Origin of the sequence: Ignatzschineria larvae DSM 13226 (genome assembly GCF_038500265.1) — a bacterium.
Lineage (GTDB): Bacteria > Pseudomonadota > Gammaproteobacteria > Cardiobacteriales > Wohlfahrtiimonadaceae > Ignatzschineria > Ignatzschineria larvae.
This window is the reverse complement of sequence record NZ_CP150637.1, coordinates 1,766,209-1,789,526: the sequence shown is the minus strand read 5'-3', so window position 1 is coordinate 1,789,526 and position 23,318 is coordinate 1,766,209. Positions and strand designations below refer to the sequence as shown.

20 protein-coding genes are annotated in these 23,318 nt (G+C 41.7%); 15 read left to right on the top strand and 5 right to left on the bottom strand.

The window, feature by feature from the left end:
• Window positions 1-70 precede the first annotated feature (70 nt).
• The 3 genes from allS to fdrA all read right to left on the bottom strand — a co-directional run bounded on the left by allS (window position 71) and on the right by fdrA (window position 4,167).
• Window positions 71-1,015, bottom strand: a complete 945-nt coding sequence (allS, locus tag WMO13_RS07380) for an HTH-type transcriptional activator AllS (protein WP_026879049.1) — start codon at window positions 1,013-1,015, stop codon at window positions 71-73.
• Window positions 1,016-1,227: 212 nt separating this feature from the next.
• On the bottom strand, window positions 1,228-2,490 hold the full coding sequence (locus WMO13_RS07375; protein WP_034855784.1) for a DUF1116 domain-containing protein: 1,263 nt from the start codon (window positions 2,488-2,490) through the stop codon (window positions 1,228-1,230).
• Window positions 2,491-2,502: 12 nt separating this feature from the next.
• On the bottom strand, window positions 2,503-4,167 hold the full coding sequence (gene fdrA, locus WMO13_RS07370; protein WP_026879047.1) for an acyl-CoA synthetase FdrA: 1,665 nt from the start codon (window positions 4,165-4,167) through the stop codon (window positions 2,503-2,505).
• A 325-nt stretch (window positions 4,168-4,492) separates the two neighbouring features.
• Between fdrA and WMO13_RS07365 the strand changes: the two genes are divergently transcribed.
• The 11 genes from WMO13_RS07365 to WMO13_RS07315 all read left to right on the top strand — a co-directional run bounded on the left by WMO13_RS07365 (window position 4,493) and on the right by WMO13_RS07315 (window position 18,620).
• A complete protein-coding gene (locus WMO13_RS07365) occupies window positions 4,493-5,752 on the top strand; it encodes an MFS transporter (RefSeq protein WP_034855782.1) in 1,260 nt (419 codons plus the stop codon).
• A 448-nt stretch (window positions 5,753-6,200) separates the two neighbouring features.
• Complete coding sequence (gene allD / locus WMO13_RS07360; RefSeq protein WP_026879046.1) at window positions 6,201-7,250, top strand: ureidoglycolate dehydrogenase; 1,050 nt, start codon at window positions 6,201-6,203, stop codon at window positions 7,248-7,250.
• A gap of 399 nt (window positions 7,251-7,649) precedes the next feature.
• On the top strand, window positions 7,650-8,690 hold the full coding sequence (argC, locus tag WMO13_RS07355; RefSeq protein ID WP_026879045.1) for an N-acetyl-gamma-glutamyl-phosphate reductase: 1,041 nt from the start codon (window positions 7,650-7,652) through the stop codon (window positions 8,688-8,690).
• A gap of 129 nt (window positions 8,691-8,819) precedes the next feature.
• Window positions 8,820-10,040 (top strand): bifunctional glutamate N-acetyltransferase/amino-acid acetyltransferase ArgJ, encoded by a 1,221-nt coding sequence (gene argJ, locus WMO13_RS07350; RefSeq protein WP_270049116.1) that lies wholly within the window; start codon window positions 8,820-8,822, stop codon window positions 10,038-10,040.
• A 174-nt stretch (window positions 10,041-10,214) separates the two neighbouring features.
• Entirely contained in the window at window positions 10,215-11,099 is an 885-nt protein-coding gene (argB, locus tag WMO13_RS07345) for an acetylglutamate kinase (protein WP_026879043.1), read from the top strand.
• A 314-nt stretch (window positions 11,100-11,413) separates the two neighbouring features.
• Window positions 11,414-12,577: an aspartate aminotransferase family protein gene (locus tag WMO13_RS07340; protein ID WP_026879042.1), complete on the top strand. Its 1,164-nt coding sequence runs from the start codon at window positions 11,414-11,416 to the stop codon at window positions 12,575-12,577.
• Between the two features lie 278 nt (window positions 12,578-12,855).
• Window positions 12,856-14,169 (top strand): sn-glycerol-3-phosphate ABC transporter substrate-binding protein UgpB, encoded by a 1,314-nt coding sequence (ugpB, locus tag WMO13_RS07335; protein ID WP_026879041.1) that lies wholly within the window; start codon window positions 12,856-12,858, stop codon window positions 14,167-14,169.
• Between the two features lie 149 nt (window positions 14,170-14,318).
• Window positions 14,319-15,200, top strand: coding sequence for a sn-glycerol-3-phosphate ABC transporter permease UgpA (gene ugpA, locus WMO13_RS07330; protein ID WP_034855780.1), 882 nt, complete (start codon window positions 14,319-14,321; stop codon window positions 15,198-15,200).
• Entirely contained in the window at window positions 15,197-16,042 is an 846-nt protein-coding gene (ugpE, locus tag WMO13_RS07325) for a sn-glycerol-3-phosphate ABC transporter permease UgpE (protein ID WP_026879039.1), read from the top strand. Before ugpA ends, ugpE begins: the two co-directional genes overlap by 4 nt.
• A gap of 146 nt (window positions 16,043-16,188) precedes the next feature.
• On the top strand, window positions 16,189-17,310 hold the full coding sequence (locus tag WMO13_RS07320; RefSeq protein ID WP_026879038.1) for an ABC transporter ATP-binding protein: 1,122 nt from the start codon (window positions 16,189-16,191) through the stop codon (window positions 17,308-17,310).
• Between the two features lie 458 nt (window positions 17,311-17,768).
• Window positions 17,769-18,620, top strand: coding sequence for a glycerophosphodiester phosphodiesterase family protein (locus WMO13_RS07315; protein ID WP_026879037.1), 852 nt, complete (start codon window positions 17,769-17,771; stop codon window positions 18,618-18,620).
• A gap of 100 nt (window positions 18,621-18,720) precedes the next feature.
• On the opposite strand, the gene WMO13_RS07310 is transcribed toward WMO13_RS07315, so the two are convergent.
• Window positions 18,721-18,930 carry a YgaP family membrane protein gene (locus WMO13_RS07310; RefSeq protein WP_026879036.1) on the bottom strand — a complete coding sequence of 70 codons (210 nt, stop codon included), beginning with the start codon at window positions 18,928-18,930 and terminating at the stop codon, window positions 18,721-18,723.
• A 442-nt stretch (window positions 18,931-19,372) separates the two neighbouring features.
• On the opposite strand from WMO13_RS07310, the gene WMO13_RS07305 reads away from it, so the two are divergent.
• Window positions 19,373-20,239 carry a hypothetical protein gene (locus tag WMO13_RS07305; protein WP_026879035.1) on the top strand — a complete coding sequence of 289 codons (867 nt, stop codon included), beginning with the start codon at window positions 19,373-19,375 and terminating at the stop codon, window positions 20,237-20,239.
• Between the two features lie 12 nt (window positions 20,240-20,251).
• On the opposite strand, the gene WMO13_RS07300 is transcribed toward WMO13_RS07305, so the two are convergent.
• The gene (locus WMO13_RS07300) at window positions 20,252-21,154 is read right to left on the bottom strand and encodes a lysine exporter LysO family protein (protein ID WP_026879034.1); all 903 of its coding nucleotides are present in this window, start codon (window positions 21,152-21,154) and stop codon (window positions 20,252-20,254) included.
• A gap of 274 nt (window positions 21,155-21,428) precedes the next feature.
• On the opposite strand from WMO13_RS07300, the gene WMO13_RS07295 reads away from it, so the two are divergent.
• From WMO13_RS07295 to ruvA, 3 genes are read left to right on the top strand one after another with little or no spacing between them, the layout of a single operon-like run.
• Window positions 21,429-22,181 (top strand): YebC/PmpR family DNA-binding transcriptional regulator, encoded by a 753-nt coding sequence (locus WMO13_RS07295; protein ID WP_026879033.1) that lies wholly within the window; start codon window positions 21,429-21,431, stop codon window positions 22,179-22,181.
• A gap of 21 nt (window positions 22,182-22,202) precedes the next feature.
• Window positions 22,203-22,685 (top strand): crossover junction endodeoxyribonuclease RuvC, encoded by a 483-nt coding sequence (gene ruvC, locus WMO13_RS07290; protein WP_026879032.1) that lies wholly within the window; start codon window positions 22,203-22,205, stop codon window positions 22,683-22,685.
• A complete protein-coding gene (gene ruvA / locus WMO13_RS07285) occupies window positions 22,682-23,287 on the top strand; it encodes a Holliday junction branch migration protein RuvA (protein WP_026879031.1) in 606 nt (201 codons plus the stop codon). Before ruvC ends, ruvA begins: the two co-directional genes overlap by 4 nt.
• Window positions 23,288-23,318: the final 31 nt, after the last annotated feature.

Sequence of the window (23,318 nt, the reverse complement as noted above, 5' to 3'; positions counted from 1 at the left end):
CGATAAATATCTGTATAAAATAAAATACGTTATAGGATAGCAAGATAATGATCAGAAATCTTCTTCGTTATCAAACTGAATGAGGGGTAATGGGAAGATCGATGTTTTTTAGTAGCTTTTGTGCAATTGGGTCGTTTTGTTCAAAGAGATCGATAATCTCTTGCACAATTTTCCCTTTAAGTTCTGTATTCCAAGCGAGCATCATTTTAGAGGGCACTCGATGATTAGGAATTTTAATCTCAACTAGTTCCCCTGAATCTAAGTAGGGTTGGCAAATTGTACGAGGGAGAAAACCGATACCTAAACCTTGGAGATGGCATGCTAACTTTGTGCGCATATTGGGTACTTTGATCTCTTTTTGCCCTTTCAATAACCACGCGGTACGCTTTTGTAAATTACGAGCTGTATCTTCGGTATTAATTGCAGGATACTGTCGTAATAGAGCTTCTGTTGCAGTTTTATCCCCTATCTCTTCTAAGATTGGATGATCTTTGGCGACAATAAAAGCCCATGAGATCGCCCCTAAATCCATCATTTCGTAGTGACTAGTCAAGGCTTCTTCGCCGGGAGCCCCGATGGCAAGATGATAATTATCATAAATCAGACTATCCCAAACACCCATAAAGATCTGCCGAGAGATCGTGATTTTAGTCTGGGGAAATCGCTGATTAAGATGAACTAGGAGCTCTGTGACCGCTTCTACATTATAAAGAAGATTATTGATCGTGATATTCACGCTAGGCTCAATCCCATCATTAATCTGTTGTAGTTCTTTAGTAATCCCATCGAGCCAGATCAGCCACTGTTTACATTGTTCTAATAGATGCTCGCCGGCAGCAGTTAATTCAACGGTTCTTGTGGTTCGGTGAAAGAGCTGTGCGCCTACATTCTCTTCGAGCATTTTGATACGATAGCTAATCGTTGCTGAGGTTTTATGTAAATTGTGAGCGGCTTTAGAGAAACTCTTCATTTCAGCGACTTGTACAAAAGAACGCATTGTTTCTAAATCAAGCATAAAAGAATCCTTTCAGGTGATATTCCCATTATTATTCATCTTAAACAATGTTATTAAGATATCACAATAGCGTGCAAAAAGGCGTTAGAAAATAGAAGGAAGCCAATAAGTATCACGCTTATTGGCTTCTGTATTATTGGATAGTCTCTTAAATATGTGTTATCCAATATGCCCACTATTTGGGGATTGATATTTTAGTCTATAGTCATGGATTATTCATGATACATTTTATCAAATGCAATCAATGCTTTCTCAAAGCATTCAAGCGGTGCGCGTACAGTCCCTGCACCGACTTGACCCACGCCGGGATCTTTATGAGCAATACCGGTATTGATCACAGGTGTGATTCCTGTCTCTACGACTAAGCGCATATCTAGCCCAATTAAGGCGCCTTGGAAATCCCAAGTAGGAATCTGTAGACCCATATTGTGATCTACATAGATTTCACTCATCTCTTCAGAAGTTTCAACGGCTGCATCAAAACCACCTGCACCGACAAATCGAGTTACACCAGGTGCGGCAATCATTGCACAACCACCTACACCGTAGGTCTCAGTAATCGCACTATCACCGATATCAGGGTTTGCATCATCTTGGGTATAGCCGGTAAAGAAGAGACCTTGTGGCATATTTACAGGTGCTTCAAACCATTGATCCCCTAGACCGCTGACACGAATTCCGAAATTACGACCATTACGGGTCATAGCGGTAACAATTGTCCCTGCTTTAATTTGTGCGCCGGCATCCATTGCCGCTTTACAGTAAGCCATACAGACATTTAAGAAGAATTGGTCAGTGATACTTAAGAAGTTAATCGCTTTCGTCAACTCTTCTTTTGGACGATCAAGACCTGCGATAACAGGTGCAAGCGTTCTGACTAAAAGGGCAGAGGTTGCAATATTACGTTGATGGAACTCATCGCCCATCGTAATTCCTTGCGCCATATGTGCGGTGATATCAAGACCTTCATCCATAGATTCTAAGGCTTCATTGAGAATAGGGCCAAAGGAATCACGCATCCAGCGATGACGGGCTTGCACTTCTTCCCCAAAGGCACCAAAGCGCATCACTTTACCGATCCCTTCATTGATGTTGCAATAGGCATAGTTACCGTGAATTTTATTGAATACTTTAAGCATTGGCATATTCGCAGAAGTAATACCCCCCATAGGGCCGACTGCATCAACCGTATGGCAAGGAATAAATTCCACCTCTCCTGCATCAAGAATCTTACGGGCACTTGCTTCATCTGTTGCCCAGCCTTCAAAGATCGCCGCTCCAATACAAGCTCCTTGTGCCGGTCCTGTCATCTCTTCCCATTTGATAGGAGGACCTGCATGGAGGAGTTTTTTGCCGGTTGCTAAAGTAGGTACTGCTTCTTTTGCAGGAATAACCCCAACCCAACGAGGGCGAGCTTCACGAATGCGTTCAACAACAGCTTTGTTCGCTTCATCAATGGTTGCAAAATTTGTCATAATATAGTCCTCTTATTTCAAACGTTTAAGAATGTTTTCTAATTGCTGATTGCCACCTGCAATCGGAGCCCACTGAAACTGTACAACAGGAATGCCGGCCGATTGAAGATCTTCTGAGAAGCTTCGTAATCCCGCATTAATAACCTTAACGCCTTCTAACAGTGGATAAGGTTTGAGATCAGTTTTAGCTTGACGTGGCGTGATAAGCGCAAAGGCAAGGGAGGCTGCTTCAGGAAGATTATTCACAACAGCGATCCCTGCTTCTTTCAGAAGTTCGATCTCTTTATCGCGACCTTGAGGATCTTGATTCGTTCCTGTGACTGTTGCGATAAAGTTAATCGGTGCTTGTCGTTTTTCCCGTAATTTTTTAATTGCGCTGGTGACGGATTCAGCTGGCGCAGGGCCTGCACCATAACCGATCACCACATCAAGGAGTACAACGCCTACTTCTGGGCGGTTCGCTAATTTAAGAATCTCTTCTTGTCGAGAAGTGGGGTCAATCATAGGATGTGGGCGACCTACTGTGTAGAAGTCATCCCCAAGGTCAATAATTTTATGCCCATTAGCATCTAACATTGTACCTTTCTCATGTTTAGAATCGATCTCGGCATTCATCCCTTCAGCTAAAATAAGGGCAATCTCTGCAGCGAGTGTTCCCCCCGTATAAAGACCTAAGATTTTACTCTCTGGAACCGGTGTCATGATTTCATAATCTTTCTCTACTTCTGATAACTCTGCCGCTAAACGGGCTGCTTTATCAATGGTATTAATGAGGTGAACATTACCATCGCGAGGTTGATCAATTTTACTACCTAAGAAGAGTGCCACGACCGGTTTCGCGATTGATTTCATACGTTGGATGATCTTTTGACGTACTTCTTCAGCGGGCGGTTTAGAGACAAAGGCAATGACCTTGGTATTTTCATCATTCTCTAACATATCAAGTGCAGTCATCGCACTCACACCGCCGACATCTACCGATAAGTCTCGTCCCCCAAGACCAATTGCATGGGTAATACCTTGTCCCGCTAAAGCGATCTGTGAGCAGAGCTCTTGAATCCCCGTTCCCGATGCACCCACCACGCCGATATTTCCTTCAGGAATCACATTGGCAAAAGCAAGGGGAGCGCCGGCAATCATCGAGGTACCGCAATCTGGTCCCATAACAATAAGCCCTTTATCTGCCGCTTGTTTTTTAAGACGAATCTCATCTTGCAGTGACATATTATCGGAGAAGATCATCACATTAAGATCTTTTTCGATCGCTGATTCTGTTAAATCTGCAGCATATTCACCGGCGATAGAAACTAGCATTGTGTTACTATCAGGCATTCTTTCAAGTGCTGAAGCAAGTCGGCGCGCTTTCGGAATGCGCTTACCACTCCCCCCTTGATTTTTGGCAAGATTAGCAAGTTCTTCCTCTAATGCTTCAATCACCATTTCAACAATTGAGTGATCTGTTGTTTCTGCTTTAATCGCGATACAGATATCGTTAGGCGTCGCTTCTTCAAATTCTGGGCTCCAAAAGCCTGTGGCTTTTAAGAGATCTTTGTTGGCAGGCGTTCCCATCATGACGGAAATTTCTTCCACTTCAGGATGTTCACTCAGCTTGCGAGAGATAATCATCAAGCTAACTGAATCCTGAAAGCTGCCTTTCTTGATATAAGAGTGGATCATAGTTTCGTACCTCATTTAAATGTACTGAGATTTGTGTGTGCTTGTATGTCACATTTCAAAAAGTAACACCATTATCCTTTAAAAATGATGATATATGTCATAAAAAAATGGCTGTTTAAAATTTTCAGGGAATAGGGATAGATTGCGATAGTTTTTTTGATGAGTTGGCTCAAATATACGATATTTAGAATATTTTGGGTAATCAGAACTGATTTACAAGACTTTTCTTTTAATGTAGAAAATAGGTGTGTAAGTCAAATTTTCACAAACTTTTATGGGATAGGATAAGATCAGTTACAACTCAATCGCTTTGTAGGAGCCTACTATGAACAGCAATTCACAAAAAACACCGGCAAATAGTCGCTATTGGATCACCACAATTATCATCTTCTTTTTAGGATGGGTTTTTATTTATGCAGGCCGTGCAGTTTTTAGCCCTGTGATGCAAGAGGTTGGTCGATCTTTTAGTATTGACCAAGCGGCCATCGGCGGTATTATGAGTCTCTTCTATTTTGCATATACGGCACTACAGATTCCTTCAGGTATGATGGGCGATAAAGTTGGCCGTAAGCGTATCCTCGTCACAGGTTTCTTCTTATATTCGGTATTTATGGCGGCGGTGAGTTTTGCACCTAATTATTCTGTTTTTATCATCTTCTGGATGTTAGCAGGGGCGGCACAAGGGACTTTCTATGGTCCACAATATGCGCTCTCATCAGAAGCAATTCCGAAAAAATGGGTAGCGGTAGGTAGTGCGATTATCGGCAGTGGGATGTCTTTTGGTATCGCATTAGGTTATAACTTATCCAGTATTATGACGACTCGTTTTGAAACTACTTGGCAGCAACCTTTCTTAGTGATGGCTGTACCGGTATTTGTATTGGCCATTGCGATGTTAATTTTCATCAGAGAGCGCGCACCAGGTCTTGATGAGCAAGAACAAGAAGCAAAAGCACAAGCGGCGGCAAGTGGGGATACAGGAAATTCAGGTTTCTCTGCACTCTTTAAAAATCGCAACCTTGTTATGGCCTATATTGCGATCTTCTGTTCAATTTATGGCTTCTTCGTCATTATCACGTGGTTACCGACTTACCTTGTACAGCAACGTGATATGGATCCTGTGTATGCAGCAAATATTGCCTCTATCGTGCCTTGGATTTCGATTATCGGAACAATCTTCTTTAGCTTCCTATCTGATAAATTAGGTAAACGTAAACCGATTGTGCTCTTTATGTTGCCATTATCACTGATCTCAATCTTCGGTATCGTGGCTTCAGAATCAACCGCTGTTCTAATTATCGTATTAGTACTCTATGGTTTTATCGGTAAAATTAGCTTGAACCCAGTATTATTGGCGCTTTGTGCGGATAATGCACCACGTGCATCTTTAAGTACCGCTTTTGGTCTCTATAACTTCTTCGGTATGAGTGCTTCGATTGCTGCACCTTGGTTAACAGGTTTTATCGCAGACCAAACAGGTAACTTAAATATGAGTTTCTACTTCGCAGCAGCGATCACCATTATCGGGATTATTGCAATGCTCTTTGTAGACGAAAGCAAAAGCCCAAATCGGGTTGCTAAATAATTAGTATAGAAGCATCTATCAATAATATTGAATCATTAAATAATTTGATAATTTAATGGATGAAATCTAGATCAAACCTAGATAGACATAGAGTGAGCCCTAGTATGAAAAATCATGCTAGGGTTTTTTCATTGTCACTATTATCAACACTATTATTGGGCTGGAAACAATATTTTGCATATTGAAAATGATCATTTAGGCCGGGGAGACGTTATAAAAAGTCGTTATAAAAAGTTATTAAATGATCATGCTCATTTAAATGAAAAATTTAAGTAGTGTGATAAAGCTAATTTAAATCAAGCCAGTGGAGGATGTTAATCCCTTATATTGCAAGTAGGATTAGATGAAAGGATCAGGTGAAAGGCGCAATCATTTTCGTTAGCATCCACTATTGCCAAGATTGATCCGATTTAATCAGGTGTTGCATTCCAATATAGAGGGTAAGCGTATGAAACTGACAAAAACAGCATTACATCAGTTAATGAGTCAAAAACTTCACCGAGCAGGATTATCTCAGGAACACGCAGATATCGTTGCGGATATCTTAGTACATGCGGATGCACGAGGTATCCATTCCCATGGGGCAGTACGCGTAGAGTATTATTCAGAACGTATTAGCAAAGGGGGAACGAATTGCACCCCTCACTTTCGTTTTGAAGCTACGGGGCCTTGTAGTGGGATTTTTCATGCAGACAATGGTGCAGGGCATGTTGCCGCAAAATTGGCAATGGAGGAGGCTATTCAATTAGCGAAAGAAAATGGTGTTGCAGTTGTTGGCATTCGGCAGATGGGACATAGCGGTGCGCTCTCTTATTTTGTGGAGATGGCGGCCAATGCCGGTATGATAGGGCTTTCTGTATGTCAATCCGACCCGATGGCAGTGCCATTTAATGGTGCCGAAGTCTATTATGGGACCAATCCATTAGCATTCGCAGCACCGGGAGAAGCCGGTAAAAATATAATCTTTGATATGGCGACCACAGTACAAGCCTGGGGGAAAGTATTAGATGCGCGTTCTCGTAATGCTGCGATTCCAGATAATTGGGCAGTGGATAGCACTGGTAATCCCACAACTGATCCACACGCAGTACATGGGTTATTACCGATTGCGGGGCCTAAAGGCTATGGTTTAATGATGATGATTGATGTGTTATCGGGTATTTTATTGGGTTTACCTTTTGGTAAACATGTCTCTTCTATGTACCATGATCTCTCTGAGGGTCGTAATTTAGGGCAATTACATATTGTGATTAATCCTGACTTCTTTGCTGGTGGCGAAGCTGTTCGCCGAGGTATTACCCAGATGATGCAAGAGTTGAACCAAATTAAACCTGCAGCGGGCGCTGAGCGAGTTTTCTACCCCGGTGAAAATACAGAGATTGCCCAGCGTGAAAGTGAGGAGAATGGGATCGAAGTGGTGGATGAAATCTATCAATATCTTATTTCAGACCAACTTTATATCAACTCTTATGATCATAAAGATCCTTTTGCAAGCTAATGTGAATGGGCAGGCTATGGGGGAAGAGATATAGATGAGGATCTAAAGAGGCTAGATACAGAATTGACATAGCCGCGTCATAGATCTTCAATGAGAAGCGGTTAAAAAGATGGTATTAAAAAGAAGAATGTCTATTAAATCTATTGGGCGATATTTTTCTGAAATATCATCTTTAAAAACCCTAAAACACCTGCTACATTGAGTGATGATCCTAAAATTGATGATGAGATAGCTGATCAAGCATAGATCATAGTGAAATCATCAGAATATCCGCTCTTTGAATGGAGTGGATATTTCTGTAACTGCTACTATTGGTTGATATAATTGATTGAAATTGAAGATAATAGTAACGAACACAATAGAGTGATCTATAGATCCCTCTATATATGGAGCGATGAGATGATTAAGGTAGGAATTATTGGGGTAACCGGTTATGCCGGGCAGCAACTATTATGGTTATTAGAGCAACATCCAGAGGTAGAGATTCGCTTACTCTCTTCTCGCTCTTATGCTGATATGCAGATTCAAACTGTCTATCCCAATTTTGAAGGTCGATTAGATCATACCTTAATTAAAGATGAAGACTTTATTGCACGATTAGAAGAGATTGACCTACTCTTTATGGCATTGCCCCATGGCTTATCGCAAGGCTTTGCCCACAGCGCTTATGAAAAAGGGGTGAAAGTCATCGATCTTGGCGCAGATTTTCGATTTGAAGATTTAGATACCTATGAAAAATGGTACAAAGTGCCCCATAAAGCACCGAATCTGATGCCCTATACCGCATATGGGATGCCGGAGTTGCACCGGGAATTAATCGCCCAGAGCCATATTGTCGCTTCGCCGGGCTGCTTTCCCACAACGGCGATCTTAGGGGTTGCACCGCTTATCGCCGGTCAATGGGTAGAAACAGATCTGATTGTCGATTCTAAATCAGGGACAACTGGCGCAGGTCGGGATGCAAAGACATCCTCACTCTTTTGTGAAGTGAATGAGAATTTTAAAGCGTATGGTGTGATGAGTCATCGGCATACACCGGAGATGGAAAAAGAGCTCGAAAAGCTGACCGATGAGAATGTGGATGTTCTTTTTACACCGCATCTTTTACCGGTTAATCGAGGTATTCTCTCGACGATCTACGCTGCCGTAAAAGCAGATATGGCATTGACAGAAGCGAAAGCGTATGAGATCTATCGGGCATTTTACCGAGATGAACCCTTTATTCGTATCCGGAAATCATTGCCGGAACTCAATGCGGTCAGAGGTACTAATTTTTGTGATATTGCCATTCGCGTAGATGAAACTCGGCGGAAAGTGATCGTGGTTTCGGCGATCGATAATTTGATTAAAGGCGCGGCAGGTCAAGCTGTGCAGAGTATGAATATTCTCTTTAAATTCCCGGAAACATTGGGATTAAATATGCTTTCGATGTATATTTAAAACACAATTTGAAAGAAAGGCGATAGCAGTAAGGATCGCCTTTTTGCTGTGCGTGTTATAGTACAATTAATATTAAGAATTGGGCGAATGGCCAAATTTTATTGACTCTCAATTAGGAGAAGAAACACAATGATTACAGTTTTGAAAGACGGGACGATTACATCAACACCGGGATTTCAAGCGGCAGGGATGACGGCCGGTATTAAAGAGAGTGGCAAGAAAGATCTTGCTTTTATCTGGAGTGAGGAGCCGGCGGTAGCTTCTGTAGCGCTCACACAAAATCAATTTCGTGCCGCACCGGTTGAGTTATGTGCTGGCTTTGCAAAGAAGACGCATCATCGCGGGCTCATTATCAATAGTGGTAATGCCAATGCTTGTACGGGTGAAGTGGGTGCCGCGAATGCTCTTGAGATGTGCGAAATAATTGCCCGAGAGATGAATGTGGAAACAGAGGAGATCTTTGTTGCTTCAACGGGCGTGATCGGACAACAACTACCGATGGATATTATTCGCAAAGGGCTTCGTGAGATCCCTAAGCATCTTAGTCGTGAAGGCGGGAATGAGGCTGCCGAGGCGATTATGACAACCGATCTGACTTCAAAACAATTTGCTGTCTATTTTGAGTTAGGCGGTGAAATTGTCACTATTGCTGGGATGGCAAAAGGTTCAGGGATGATTCATCCGAATATGGCGACTATGATCGGCGTATTAACAACAGATGCGAATATTACTAAAGAGATGTTAGATAAAGCTTTTTTAGCGAGCGTCAATACCTCTTACAATATGATCTCTGTAGATGGCGATACGAGTACGAATGATTCTGCTTTTATTTTTGCAAATGGTAAAGCCAATAATCCCTTAATCGAAACCAATGATGAAGCGTATATCAAGTTTAAACGCGCGCTTGATATGGTCAATCAAACACTTGCGAAAATGATTGCAAGAGATGGTGAGGGGGCGACAAAGCTCATTGAAGTACGAGTAGAACATGCGCGTTCTTTGGCGGATGCACAACGAGTTGCAAAATCTGTAGTCACTTCTAGCTTAGTCAAAACAGCAATTTTCGGCGAAGATGCGAACTGGGGTCGGATTATTTGTGCTATTGGTAATGCAGAAGCGGAGTTTGAGCCAGAAAAGGTACAAATTTATATTGCCTATAATGATCAAAATGTACAGATCGTTGAAAATGGTTCTGGGACCGCATTTGATGAAGTAAAACTCAATGAGATCTTAAAGCAAGATACCATTACAATACTCATTGATTTGATGAATGGTGGCAGTGTCGCGACCGCTTGGGGCTGTGATCTATCGTATGATTATGTGAAGATTAATGCCGATTATCGAACCTAATCATCATAAGATTTATTCATAAAACTTCATAAAAGAGATGGGCAAAGGGATTTGTCGGTCTCTTCTTTTTAAAATTCCATACTAGCTGCTTAAAAGCTATGTTTCTTAAACCAAATTTACTAAAAAACAATAATAAAGATCAATAGGATCAAATCACTAAAAGGATGGATAGACATGATTACTAATCACGAGAAGGCGCATATTCTAGTAGAAGCGCTCCCTTTTATTCGTAAATATGCTGATAAAACCGTTGTCATTAAATATGGCGGTGCAGCGATGGTCGATCGAGCGATTCGCGATGAGTTTATGAAAGATATTGCTTTGATGAAATATGTGGGGATTCATCCGATCATTATTCATGGGGGGGGGCCTGAAATTAATGAGATGCTGAAGAGAGTCCAGAAAGAGACGGAATTTATTGAAGGCAATCGTGTGAGTGATGCTGAAACCGTCGAGATTGCCGAAATGGTTCTCTCTGCCAAAATTAATAAGAGCATTGTTGCTGATCTGAATAAACTCGGTGCAAAGGCAGTGGGGTTAAGCGGAAAAGATGGCGGCTTAATTGCGGCACAAAAGAAATATATTGAAAAAGATGGTGAGAAGATCGATATCGGTTTTGTTGGAGAGATTACCAAAATTAATCGAGAGCTGATCGACCTTTTAGCGAAAGAGCACTATATCCCAGTAATTTCTTCCATTGGTATTGGGGAAGCGGGTGAAACTTATAATATCAATGCTGATTATGTTGCCGGGGAAGTTGCCGCTGCCGTCGGTGCGCACCGTTTGATTTTTTTAACGGATGTAGATGGTGTTTATCAAGATTTCAATGATAAGAACTCTTTGATTGCCGAGATGAGTGTTGCAACAGCGCAATCGTATATCGATAGTGGCATTATTAATGGGGGGATGATTCCAAAAGTGAATACTTGTCTTGAAGCGATTGATCGAGGTGTTGATCACGTTATTATTCTCAATGGTCAAATTCGTCATTCGATTCTACTTGAGTTATTTACAGAAGAGGGCTGCGGTACAATGATCTATCGTGATCAGCCTCAATAGTCGCACTCATTATTGAAATTGATTATTTATAGTAATATCGGTTCAAAAGAAACTTATTAAAATGCCGGTGTATCGGCTGATCGAGGCAAGGAAGCTGTTCTATCTGGCATCTTGCAAGTGTTGGTGAACCAGGTTTTAGCTTTTTTAAAACCCCACAATAGCTGTTTAAAAGCCATTTCTTAAACCAAATTTACTATAAATCAATTATTTAAGTTGATTGTTTAAAAATTTTATTGAAGTATTTTATTGAAGTATTTTATTTAAAAAACTGATCATTAGATACCACTATCAAAACTAGAGGAAGGAGAGGCGCGATGTTGCTCAATGTTTATAACCGATTTCCGGTGAATTTTGTGAAAGGAAAAGGCTTGATCTTAACGGATGATCAAGGGAAAGAGTATTTAGATTTTGTGTCCGGAATTGCAGTCAATGCACTAGGGCATGCGCATCCTAAAATGGTAGAAACCATTCAAAAACAAGCAGAAACATTGCTACACATTTCAAATCTCTACTATAACGAAGCACAAAATAAGGCTGCCGAAAAGCTCTTATCGGCAACGGGTTATGAGCGTGTCTTTTTCTGCAACAGCGGGGCAGAAGCGAATGAATTAGCCCTGAAAATTGCCCGTAAATATGGCAAGCAGATCAGTGCAACTAAAAACAGTATTGTCTATATGAAAGATTCGTTTCATGGACGAACAACCGGTACTTTAGCGGTTACAGGGCAAGAGAAGTATCAGAAAGATTATCGGCCTTTGATTCCCAATACTGTAGAGATTCCATTTAATGATGTTAAAGCACTGACCGAGGTTATGAATGAGAATGTCTGCGCCATTATTCTTGAGCCGATTCAAGGGGAAGGGGGATTGACCAGTGTAACGCCGGCATTTATCAGCGCCATTCAGACGCTTTCGCAAAAATATCAATCCTTGGTGATTTTTGATGAGATTCAATGTGGCTTAGGTCGTACGGGAAGTGTACTCTATTCTGATCAATTGCCTTTAAAAGCGGATATTGTAACATTAGCAAAAGCGCTTGGAGGCGGTGTTCCCATTGGGGCTTGTATCACAAAAGGGCTTGCCAATGATGTATTAGTACCTGGTGATCATGGCTCAACTTATGGCGGGAATCCTTTTGTTTGTAGTGTCGCTAATACGGTTTTAACGGAGATCACAACACCGGAATTTTTAGCGAATGTTCAAGCGATGGGAGAATATGCCCGTGAGCAGCTCTCAGCTTTACAGCAAGAATTTCCACTCATTGAAGAACTTCGCGGAGAAGGATTATTATTAGGTTTTAAATTAGAAGATTCAGTCACTGCCGGCGATTTTGTGAAAGCCGCTTTAGCGAAGCAGTTGTTACTCGTTTCTGCTGGTAGCAATGTAGTGCGTTATTTCCCGGCTCTGATTGTTACAAAAGCAGAAATTGATCAATCGATAGCGATTCTAAAAAAGGTACTCGCTGAATTATCGTCATAGTGAAAGAGTTATATTCTCGGGGATTCCCCGATATTAAGAATGATTAAGACCATTTACCTCTTCACCGAGGAAAATGGTCTTGTTTTTTATAACCGTGAATTGGTAATTATAGTAAGGTCGAATGATGGTTGTTTGTTAATTGCTTGTCATATTTGTCCCTTATACTCACAAAAGATCGATAAGATCCACCTTACAACAGATTAATGACAACATTAATAGCCGTCTTGATACGCATTTGATAGCGTTATTTGCTCGGCTGTCAAAAGGGATTTGAGTATATGAAGATAAAAAAATGGGTTGCAGCGACTGTTATGGGGGCTTCACTTCTCTCAACAAACGCATTGGCACAGACAGAGATTCAGTGGTGGCATTCAATGGATGGCGCATTAACTGAATGGGTGAATGATCTTGCGAAAGGCTTTAATGAGTCACAATCAGATTATAAAGTGGTTCCCGTTTACAAAGGTGGGTATGAGCAATCAATGACTGCCGGCGTTGCCGCTTTTAGAGCTGGGGAAGCGCCCGATATTTTGCAAGTCTATGAAGTGGGAACCGCTTCGATGATCTATGCAAAAGGGGTGACTAAATCTGTCACAGAGATTATGCGCGATAATAATATCCACTTTGATCTCAATGATTATATTCCTGCGGTTGCAAGTTACTATACTGCGCCTAATGGCGAGCTTTTATCACTTCCTTTTAATAGCTCAACAACAGTAATGTATTACAACAAAGATGCTTTCAAAAAAGCGGGATTAGATGCAGATCATCCTCCGAAAACGTGGACAGAAGTTCGCTCTGCAGCGGAACAGTTAAAAGCCGCGGGCTATAGTTGCCCAATGACTACAGAATGGATGGGTTGGACACAGTTAGAGAGCTTCTCAGCGTGGCATAATGAACCTTATGCCTCTAAGAATAATGGCTTTGATGGGTTAGATGCTGAGTTACTGATTAACAAACCTTTGCAATTACGCCATTTTAATAATCTTGCAGATATGGCTAAAGAGGGTTTATTTGTCTATAAAGGCCGCGCTAGTGAAGCGGGACCGGCGTTTAGATCTGGCGAATGTGCGATGACTTTCGGTTCATCTGCGAGTTATGGCGGATTAAAACGGGATGCGCAATTTGAATTTGGGGAAACAACGTTGCCTTACTATGAAGATGTTGCCGGCGCCCCGCAAAATACTGTGATTGGTGGCGCAAGTCTTTGGGTGATGAGCGGGAAACCGGACGATCATTATAAAGGGGTGGCGAAATTCTTTGAATATATCTCGCAGCCTGATGTACAAGCGGCAAGCCATATGCGTACCGGTTATCTGCCTGTCACGAAAGCCGCTTTTGAGATCACAGAGAAGAGTGGTTTTTATGAGCAAAATCCCGGTGCAGAAGTCCCGGTTGAGCAGATGATTCGTAAAGCAACCAATAATACGCGTGGTATTCGTTTAGGGAATATGTTACAGATTCGGGCGATTGTCGATGAAGAGACAGAGCAGATCTGGACAGGTAAAAAAACACCTGAACAGGCACTTAATACCATTGTAGAACGTGGTAATGAATTATTACGCCGCTTTGAGCGCGTCAATAATCGTTAAGACAACAGAAAAGGGCGGGGCGGTTTTGGAAGGGGCTGCTTCGCTTTTTTATTGTCTTGCATTTATGCCGCAAGATTCGCCGAAAGATTCGATGCCGACAATATGAAGAGCATTATTCAGCGCATTATTAAGAGAATGTTAATACTATTATGAAACTCTATTTTAAACATTACCGCTGGTTGCCTTGGTTTTTGATGCTGCCGCAATTAGCGATTATTTTAATCTTCTTCTATTGGCCGGCCGTTCAAGCAATGGTGCAGAGCTTTCAGTTAGAGGATATGTTTGGCCTCTCTAAAGAGTGGGTCGGTTTTGAAAACTTTGCAGTGCTCTTTGGCAATCCGATCTATTTAGAAGCAATCTATACGACGCTCTATTTCTCATTTTGGGTGACGCTATTAGGTTTGATGATTGCACTCTTTTTAGCATTTTTTATGCAGAAGATCGCGCGTTTTATTACCTTTTATCGTACAGCTTTGATCCTACCTTACGCCGTATCGCCGATTGTGGTGGGCGTATTATGGACCTTTATGTTTGCGCCCTCTTTCGGATTAGTGAGTTATGCTCTGGCAAAAGTGGGTATTACTTGGAATCATCAGCTCAATGCCGATCAAGCAATGTGGCTTGTGATTATCGCCTCTATTTGGAAACAGATCTCTTATAATTTCCTCTTCTTTTATGCTGGATTACAAGCGATTCCTAAATCGTTAACGGAAGCTGCTGCCATAGATGGTGCCGGTCCTTGGCGCCGATTCTTTACCATTGAATTTCCTCTCTTATGGCCGACGACCTTTTTCCTTTGTGTGATTAATATCGTCTATGTTTTTTTCGATACGTTCGCGATTATCGATGGTTTAACGCAGGGAGGCCCTGGGAATGCCACTTCAACTTTAGTCTATCGAATCTATTTCGATGGCTTTAAGAGTATGAATTACGGCAGTTCTGCGGCGCAATCGGTGGTATTGATGGGCTTTGTTCTAATATTAACGATTATTCAATTTCGATATATCGATCGTAAGGGGAATGGCAAATGATTGAGAATCGTTTAGGATTACGCATTTTTGCGCATATGATGATTATTCTTGCAGTGTTGTTAGTCTGCTTTCCGATCTATCTTGCAATTATCGCGTCCACTCAGAGCGCTTCAGAAGTGGTGAATGTCCCGCTTTCGCTATTGCCGGGCGATCAGATGCTTGAAAATTATAAAATTGCCCTTTTTGGCAAAGATGAAACGGTGGCTTATTCCGCTGCGAGAATGTTGTGGGTTTCCCTAGTGATGACACTCATTATTGCGGTGGGGAAAATTGCGATCTCATTAACCTCAGCCTTTGCCATTGTCTATTTTCGCTTTCCTTGTCGAATGCTCATTTTTTGGATTATCTTTATTACCTTAATGCTTCCGGTTGAGGTTCGAATTATCCCGACATTTGATGTGGTCGCCAATCTGCATATGCTCAACAGCTACGCCGGATTAACAATTCCGCTCATTGCTTCGGCTACCGCGACATTTCTCTTCCGGCAATTTTTTAGTACGGTGCCGGATGAGTTATTGGAAGCTGCGCGCGTAGATGGTGCCGGTGCAATGCGCTTCTTTAAAGATGTTTTATTGCCGCTCTCTATTCCCACCGTTGCAGCCCTCTTTGTGATCCAATTTATCTATGGTTGGAATCAATATCTCTGGCCTCTTTTGATGATCACAAGGGAAGAGATGTTCCCGATCTCTGTGGGGTTACGGCAGATGATGGGAAGCGGCGATAGTTTAGTGGATTGGAATATTGTGATGGCAACGGTGGTACTGATGTTAATCCCGCCGATGATCGTTATTCTTGCGATGCAACGGTGGCTTGTGAAAGGGCTCATTGATAGTGAAAAGTAGGTTTACGATTAATGATAAGTCGTTAAGCCGTTGACCATTGGCAATAAGATGGAAGCGATCAACTGACAGCATCGAGAATAACAAATCTGAGAATAACGAATCTGAGAAGAATGAATCTGCAGATTGAATAAAAGGATAAAAAGAGTATGGCAAATGTAGTATTAAAGGGCATTACCAAACATTATGGAACACAGCGTAAACCGGGAAATTTGATTCTAAAAGGGATCGATATTGCAATTGAAGAGGGGGAGTTTATCGTTGTAGTCGGCCCCTCAGGTTGCGGTAAATCAACATTATTGCGGGTCATTGCCGGCTTAGAGGCGTCTTCTAGTGGACAGATTATGATTGGCGACCGAGATGTCACGATGTTAGAGCCAGCACAGCGGGATATTGCGATGGTTTTTCAAAACTATGCGCTCTATCCTCATATGACCGTCCGCGAGAATATGGCGTATGGGGTAAAACTTGCGAAAATGCCCAAAGATGAGATTGATCGGCGTATTCGAGAAACTGCTAAAATGCTCGATATTGAGATGCATCTTGATAAGAAACCGAATGCGCTCTCCGGCGGACAACGGCAACGGGTTGCGATGGGGCGAGCCATTGTCCGTAAGCCAAAGCTCTTCCTCTTTGATGAGCCACTCTCAAATCTCGATGCTAAACTACGCACTTCCACTCGATTAGAGATTCGCCGGCGACATAATGAGATTGGTATTACTTCACTCTATGTCACTCACGATCAAACAGAAGCGATGACCTTAGCGGATCGAATGATTATTTTGAATGGTGGGAATATTGAGCAATTTGGGACTCCCCAAGAGATTTTCCACGAACCGGCTTCCACTTTTGTCGCCAATTTTATGGGATCGCCGGCGATGAATCTGCTTCCGGTGGAGATTACGGATGCCGGGCTCTATTTTCAAGGGCAGTTATTACCCGGCATTATCGTGCCGGAAGCGCTACGAGCTACAGGAAAAAGATCGTGGATTGTCGGGATTCGACCTGAGCATATTATCTTGCGCTCACAAGAGGCGACGGATACAAGCCATAGAATGCCAACGATTCCCACAACATTAACCCTAGCAGAAACATTAGGCTCAGAAATTCTACTCTATTGCGATCTCTTAGGAACAATGCTAACGGTGAAGCAATCGCATAATATTGAGAATATCGGTCGTTTTCAGTTAGGAGAGCGACTTGAATTAGAGTTCCCACAACAATCGCTCTATTGGTTTGATGCAGATACACAAAAGCGGGTTGTATTATAAGATCAGGCTATAAAGGTGAATTATAAAGATAGATTATAAGGGCGGATAATGGCAATGGTAAATGCTAGTGATCGCTCTTTTGAGCTTAGATTTTCAAGTTCTCAAAATTCTCAAAGTCCTTAAAGTTTTTTTTAAGCTCTTGTGATGCTGAAAATAATATTTAAATCAAAATATTAATAATATATTCACAAGTATTTTGGTGTTATCAAATATTATTTGATAATAAATAATCTGCAATATATTATCATTTAGATATTATTGAGAGTAGCAGTTCAACTTATGTGAATACCACTAAGAGTGACAGAAAAAGTCACTGATAATGTGGCTATGAACCTAGGATTATAAAAAAGATCTGTAAATTGAGTGATCAGGTAATAACGACATTAATAACAACATTAATAACGATATTCAAAATAACGATATAAAGGCTAATTATGAGAGCAGAAACAGGGATTGTTATGAGTAATGAGATAATAGAGAGCTATCCGACAGTAATTGCACATCGTGGTGCTGGCAAGGAAGCACCGGAGAATACATTAGCGGCTTTTCGTTTAGGCGCTTCTTATGGTTTTACGATGTTTGAATGTGATGCGAAATTATCGCAAGATGATATCCTCTTTTTACTGCACGATTCAACGCTAGAGCGCACGACTAATGGCCAAGGGGAAGCGAAAAAACTGACTTGGAATGCACTCTCACAGCTTGATGCCGGCAGTTGGCATTCCCCTGAATATACAGGCGAACCGGTACCTCGTTTGGGCGCATTAGTGGATTATATTGTCGCTAATCAATATCGGTTAAATATTGAGATTAAGCCGAATCCTGGCGAAGCTTATGAGACAGGTAAAGCGGTTGCCACATTGTTGCAAGATCTGATCTTATCTCGCCTGGATAGCTGTTTAGATCTACTCTTTGATGAGCCTTTAGAAGCGCTATTTGATCGGCTCTACGATGATCTTGTGGAGAATCCAACGACTTCTTGTGTGAAACGACAATTTTTGCTCTCTTCTTTTGAACCTGATGCGCTCAAAGGTGCTAAAGAGATTGCACCGACTCTGCCGAGAGCGTTACTGCTTGATGAAGATCAGACCGATATCGAGACAGTGATCGCGCAGTTACAAGCCTTAGAATGCCAAGGCGTGGTGGCTTACTATCCGCTTGTGACCGAAGCATTTATGCAACGTTGTCGGGAGATTGATTGTTTTGTAATGGTCTATACGGTGAATGATCCCAATGAAGCGAAGCGCTTATTAGAACTCGGTGTAACTAGTGTGATTACCGATAATATGAGTTTTGTCGATCTCTTTTAGCGTATTGCCGGTGATTGAACAGTAGAAAATATAGAAAGGCTTGCGAATCACAAGCCTTTTTGTCGTGATGGTCATCAGAGAGATGACATCAGGTTTGAATCTATTTCCCTGAATCTTTCTCTGCACATTTCTTACAAGTATTGATCCCTAATACCGGATAGAGTGGGCAGTAACGGAAGATCCCTGTTAATAGTGGGACAAGTCCGATTAATCCCCAAAGTGATTTAGGGCCGATAAACACTAAACTTAAGAGAATGAGGCCGATAATAATACGGATGATTGAATCAGTAGAACCGATATTCTTTTGCATAATAAAATCCTTATAGAAAGTGATTGTAATAACGATCATCAGATAAATAATGTCTATTAGTCAATTGATTTGAAAGTTATTTTAAGTGTTATTTTGAATGCCGTTTTAAATCTTGTTTTAAAGTTTGTTTTAAAGCTAGGTTAAGGGGGATTAAACTTATATATTTTATAATATATAAAATTATATAGTTTAATGCCATAGTATGAGGAGTTGATAAAAGTGTCAAGTAGTACTATTGAGCGTGGCGGGAATTATTTGGAAATAACAATATATTATGTGAAAGAGTGGTAAAATTAGGGCGTTATTACAATTTGATTCTGAATTTTGAATTTTGAATTTTGAATCTCACGAGAAATTATCTGCAAAGATTTTCCTATTGTGATTAGATCATCAAAAATCTGTAACATAGTATGAATTGATATGAATGATAGGACGAGGGATTATGTATCCATTTTTTGATTATTGGCTTAAACAGGAAGCTCTACTACAGCATTTGATGGGCGAAACTATTGCGCTTCTTCTAGGTGCCTTTTTTGTCAGTCTTATTGCCGGCTCTCTACTGGGGTTATTACTTGCAGGATTGCGTCGTGGGCAGGGCCCGATTATGCGTCTTATTGCCGGTGTTTTACGCTTTGCAGTAACGTTATTGGGGGATTATCCCTTTATTATTCTCTTCTTATTGATGATTACTCTCAGTTATTACGGCAATATATTACCTTTTGAGCAGATGTTGCAACTTTTACTGATGGGATGGGGCGCGTTGCGTTTTGCGTATTTTATGCTACAAAATCTCATTGACCGAGCAGAAGAGGAAGGCTTTGCCATACAATTTATTCGCAGTGCTCGGCAGTTAGCTATTTCCCTTATTAGCGCAGTGGCTATCGCCGGTTTTATCGGAAGAGTAGGGATTGGTCAATTACTTTATGAGGGCTTTTATCAAGAAGATTTTATGAACTTCAGTACAGGCGCGTTGCTCTTTGCGATACTCATTGTCGCAGTGGAGTTGATCTTCGGTATTGTGCTCTTTAAAGCTCGGCAAAGCTTGCGCCGTCAACGACAAGAAATAAGACAACATCTAAAACAACAATTTGCGAAAGCGAATACTTTGGAAACTTCAGATTATGCGCAAGCGTTTGATGATGAATTACGTGAAGAAGCAGAAGCGGTATTAGCGCAAGCACCTGAACCGATTGCCGAAAAAGCGAATCATCATATCGCACCCCAGACATCAACAAGTGCTGCCAATCGTAAAGGCACCCAATCGCCACAATCAGCCAAAGATGATCCATTTTCCGGCCTGATTCAGTAGTATTTGTCTTATTTATAGATTTGCAAAAAAGACGAGGAAAATCGGCGCTAATAGATTGGTAATAAACCCAAAGCTAATGGCAATGGGCACCACTTGTGGCCCGCCGGCGCGCTGAATAACCGGTAGTACAAAATCTAAAGATGTTGCACCCCCAGAACCCACGGCGGTCAGTGGGAAACGCGCCATTAGTAGCGGAATTATCATAAAGGCAAAAAATTCTCGAAAAAGATCATTAAAGAAGGCGATAGAGCCCATAATAGGGCCATGTGCATCTTGGAGAATAATGGTCGAAAGTGAGTACCAGCCAAAGCCGGAACTAATAGCGAGTCCTTGGACTACCGGCATCTTTAGAATGAGAGCGGCAATGATTCCCCCTAAAAAGGAGGAGATAATGAAAAAGAAGCTCAAGATTAACCCATAGCGATTAAAGAGCACCGCTTTGAGTTTGATACCACTTGCGCGGAGTTGTAGACCGACACAAGCAAGGAGAATCACAATGGCGATTTCCGCAATATGTTCCGGTACTTTGACATATTGATTAGCGAGCAATCCTACAATTAATCCTAGAATAATGGTGCCGATTAATTTAAAAGAGCCCCAAAGTGAGTGCCAAGTAGAACCTTGCGGTGGACGATCCTCTTTGATTTTAAAAGGAAGCAGCTTATCGAGATAGAGAAGCGTTACCATATTTAGGCCTAAAATGGCGATGATAAAAACCGCAGTTTTACCAAATATCGATTGCAATTGATTCCAAAGATCAGGAATCAGAGAGAGATTCAGCCCCATAATAAAGAGTACAAGATAGATCAACGCAATCAGTGCTTGATCGACAAATCGAATCAAACGTCTATTTTTAAGTGGAATGGCAAAGCCAAGAAAGAGCGGGAGCAGAACCCAAAGGAGCGTTTGTAACATATCTTTTGCTATATCCATTCAAAATCAGAGAGCCGAATAGAGAGGATAGCAGTGATGAGCTTAAAGTAAAATAGTTAAGTGAAATATTGCAGCGGAAAATAATGGAAATCTCTATTGAGCCATAATTGAGGAAATAGAACGAATAGAACGAGTAGAACAATTTGTATATTAATCAACAAATGATCGGGATTATCATAGTAATGATAGTTATTGTGCGCCTTTTTATGATAAAATGCCCTCTTTTCTTCTCTTGTCAAAATAAGGGTGATTAAATATGGCAGGTCATAGTAAATGGGCAAATATCCAGCATCGTAAAGGTGCGCAGGATAAAAAACGTGGGAAAATATTCACCAAATTAATTCGTGAGATTACGATTGCTGTGCGAGCAACCGGCAACGGCGATCCTGACGCAAACCCTCGCTTACGCTTAGCGGTTGATAAAGCGTATGGCGCTAATATGCCAAAAGATACTATTGAGAGAGCGATTAATCGTGGTCTTGGTATCTCAGATGGCCCCCCTGATGAAGAGATTCGTTATGAAGGTTATGGTGCCGGTGGTGTTGCCGTAATGGTAGATTGCCTTTCGAATAACCGTAACCGGACTGCCGGCGAAGTGCGTCACGCATTTACTAAATATGGCGGTAATTTAGGGACAGATGGTTCTGTGGCATTCCAATTTAGAGAATTAGGCGTTTTATCATATCCTGCGGGTTCTGATGAAGATGGTATTACAGAAGCGGCGATTATGGCCGGTGCTGAAGATGTCGTCGTAGATGACGATGGTTCTATCGAAGTATTAACCACGCCACAAAGCTATGCAGAAGTGCATAATGCAATGGTTGAAGCAGGTTTTGAGCCTGAAGATTCTGAAGTGACACAATATGCGGATAACAATGTCGCAATTGATGCTGAAGCCGCTGAGAAAGTGATGGCGATGGTAGAAGCATTAGAGAATCTTGATGATGTACAGAAAGTCTACTCTAACGCTGATATCTCAGATGAGATCTTAGCGGAAATCTTCAAGTAATCCTGTAATTGAGAATTATCGATGATTATTTTAGGGATTGACCCAGGCTCACGTATTACGGGCTATGGTGTCATCGATATTAGCGGCCGGAAGCCACGTTATGTGGACTCCGGCTGTATTCGTATGGATACGAAAGCCCCTATGTCGGTGCGTTTATTAACGATTTTTCAAGGTGTTGATCAACTCATTGCGCTCTATCGGCCTCAAGTACTCTCGATTGAAGAAGTTTTTATGCATAAAAACCCCCAATCAGCCCTGAAGCTAGGACAAGCACGTGGTGTTGCCATCTGTGCGGCTGCGATGGCCGAGCTTGAAGTAGTAGAATATGCGGCCACGCGGATTAAGCAGACGATTGTAGGGCAAGGGCATGCTGAGAAAGCACAAGTGCAACATATGGTGCAGAGTCTATTGAAACTCAATCGTAAACCCCAAGCAGATGCGGCTGATGCGTTAGCCGCTGCACTCACACACGCATTTCACCGAAGAATGGAAGGATTATTATGATTGGACGATTAACAGGTATCTTGGCAGAGAAGCGCTTACCCAACCAAGCTTTAGTGGATGTTAATGGTGTTGGCTATGAAGTAGAATTGCCGATGAGTAGCTTTGCGCAATTGCCACAAGAGGGCGAGAAGGTACAGCTCACGATTCACCACGTAGTTCGGGAAGATGCAAGTTTATTATATGGCTTTTCAAGCCCTAAAGAACGAGAAGCTTTTCGGCTTCTGATTAAAGTTTCCGGCATTGGTCCTAAAAGCGCGATATTGATCCTCTCCGGTCTATCGGCTGAAGAGCTCTACCGAGTCATTAATCGTGATGATTTAGCAAGTTTAACGAAAGTGCCTGGTGTGGGTAAGAAAACAGCAGAGCGTCTCATTATCGAGTTACGAGATAAAGTGAAAAATCTCGCCCCTGCAGCAGGATTTGATGATCTTCTAGGGGGCACTGAGCCTATTACGGCTGATCCTCAAGTGATTACGGATGATGCGATTGAAGCCTTAGTGAGCTTAGGCTATAACCAAACTGAAGCGAAAAAACGCGTGATGAAAGTCGCTAAACCTGGATTAACACTGGAGATGATTATTCCATTGGCACTCAAATTATAAATAACATTGCATCAATGCTTGATGAGATATT